Annotated in this window: 2 protein-coding genes; both read left to right on the forward strand. The window is 74.1% G+C overall.

Annotation, left to right across the window (positions count from 1 at the left end; all coding sequences use genetic code 11):
* The first annotated feature begins 207 nt into the window (after window positions 1-207).
* Window positions 208-1,254: an NAD(P)-dependent alcohol dehydrogenase gene (locus F6X68_RS32415; RefSeq protein WP_151457798.1), complete on the forward strand. Its 1,047-nt coding sequence runs from the start codon at window positions 208-210 to the stop codon at window positions 1,252-1,254.
* Between the two features lie 24 nt (window positions 1,255-1,278).
* Window positions 1,279-1,794, forward strand: a complete 516-nt coding sequence (locus tag F6X68_RS32420; protein WP_151457799.1) for a 2'-5' RNA ligase family protein — start codon at window positions 1,279-1,281, stop codon at window positions 1,792-1,794.
* Window positions 1,795-1,944 lie beyond the last annotated feature (150 nt).

Below are 1,944 nucleotides of genomic sequence, written 5' to 3' on the forward strand. Positions count from 1 at the left end.
CCCCCGACGCCCCCTTCACGCCAGGGGGTCAGACCGGCCCGGCCACGGCCCCGGACGCCGCCCGGCCCGACGCGACGGCCCTGCCCTGAGGTCCACGCCTGCGGCGGCTCACCGGTACGGGTGACCGGAGCGTCGCGGCGGGCCGTTTGGGCTGTCGCGGAACGGGCAGCCGGCAGGCGGACCGGAAGCGGGAGAACAGGAGGCGTCATGCGCGCGCTGCGATTGCCCAACTGGAAGTCGGAGCCCGAACTGGTCGAGGTCGACGAGCCGACCCCGGGCCCGGATCAGGTGGTCGTGAAGATCGGCGGTGCCGGTGCCTGCCACTCCGACCTGCACCTGATGCACGACTTCGAGGCCGGCGCGGTGCCCTGGAACCCGCCGTTCATCCTCGGCCACGAGAACGCCGGCTGGGTGCACGCGCTCGGCGACGGGGTGAGCGGGCTGACGGTGGGGCAGCCGGTGGCCGTGTACGGGCCGTGGGGCTGCGGCACCTGCGAACGCTGCCGGGTGGGCGTCGAGTCGTACTGCGAGAACGTCGCCGAGGCGCCGGTGCCCGGCGGGGGCGGCGGCCTCGGCCTGGACGGCGGCATGGCCGAGTACATGCTGGTGCCGCACGCCCGGCTCGTCGTGCCGCTGCCCGACGGGCTCGACCCGGTGTTGGCGGCGCCGCTGACCGACGCCGGGCTCACCCCGTACCACGCGATCCGCCGGTCCTGGGCGAAGCTCGGTCCGACCAGCACCGCCGTGGTGATCGGCGTGGGCGGGCTCGGGCACGTCGGGGTGCAGATCCTCAAGGCGACCACCGCGGCCCGGGTGATCGCGGTGGACACCCGCGAGGAGGCGCTGAAGCTCGGCGCGGAGTGCGGCGCCGACCTCACCATGCTCTCCGGCGCGGACACCGCCCAGGAGATCCGCCAGGCCACCGGCGGCCGGGGCGCCGACGTGGTCCTGGACTTCGTCGGCGCCGATGCGACCCTCGCGCTCGGCGCCGCCGCCGCCCGCACCGTCGGCGACCTCACCATCGTCGGCATCGGCGGCGGCACCCTGCCGGTGGGCTTCTTCTCGGTGCCGTACGAGGTGAGCATCCAGAGCACGTACTGGGGCAGCCGGCCGGAACTCATCGAGGTGCTCGAACTGGGCGCCCGGGGCCTGGTGAAGCCGAAGGCCAGCACCTTCTCGCTGGACGAGGCGGTCGTCGCGTACCGGAAGATGCGCGACGGCACGCTGGAGGGCCGGGCGGTCGTCGTGCCGTGACCACCGCGGCCCTAGGGTGATCATGTGGTCGCGGCGCTGGAGCTCTACCTGGACACCGACGCCACCCGACGGATCCGGGTGCTCTGGGACGCGCTGGAGTCCGAGGGCGTGCAGAGCATGCGGTCGCTGCTGGAGCAGCGTCACCGGCCACACGTCTCACTCGCCGTCGCGACCCGCTTCGATCCGGAGCGGGTCGCGGCGGCGTTGCGCGGAACGGTGGTGGCCACGCCGCTGCGGCTGAGCTTCGAGCACGCCGGGCAGTTCGTCGGCCGGGTGCTGTGGCTGGGCCCGACCCCCACCGCCGAGCTGCTCGCGCACCACGCACTGGTGCACGACCGGCTGGCCGAGGCGGGGATCGGGCTGGTCGAGCACTACCGGCCGGGGCGTTGGGTGCCGCACTGCACGCTGTCGATGCGGGTGCCGAACGCCCTGATGGCCGCCGCCGTGCGCCGCTGCCTGGAGATGCTGCCGCTGGAGGCGACCGTGGTCGGCGCGGCCCTCACCGACCACGCCCGGGGCATCTCCCAGCCATTGCCGTAGCCGGACCGCGGACGGGTCGCCGGCACGACGAGCCGCTTGTCCGTGTCACGCCGGGGGTGGATCCTGTAGGGAATCGACAGAAACGAATCCATGGAGGTTCGATGCGTCGTCTCCCGCCCGCCCTGCTCCTGCTCGCCGCGCTGCTGCTCG

This window comes from Micromonospora sp. AMSO12t (genome assembly GCF_008806585.1).
Taxonomy (GTDB): domain Bacteria; phylum Actinomycetota; class Actinomycetes; order Mycobacteriales; family Micromonosporaceae; genus Micromonospora; species Micromonospora reichwaldensis.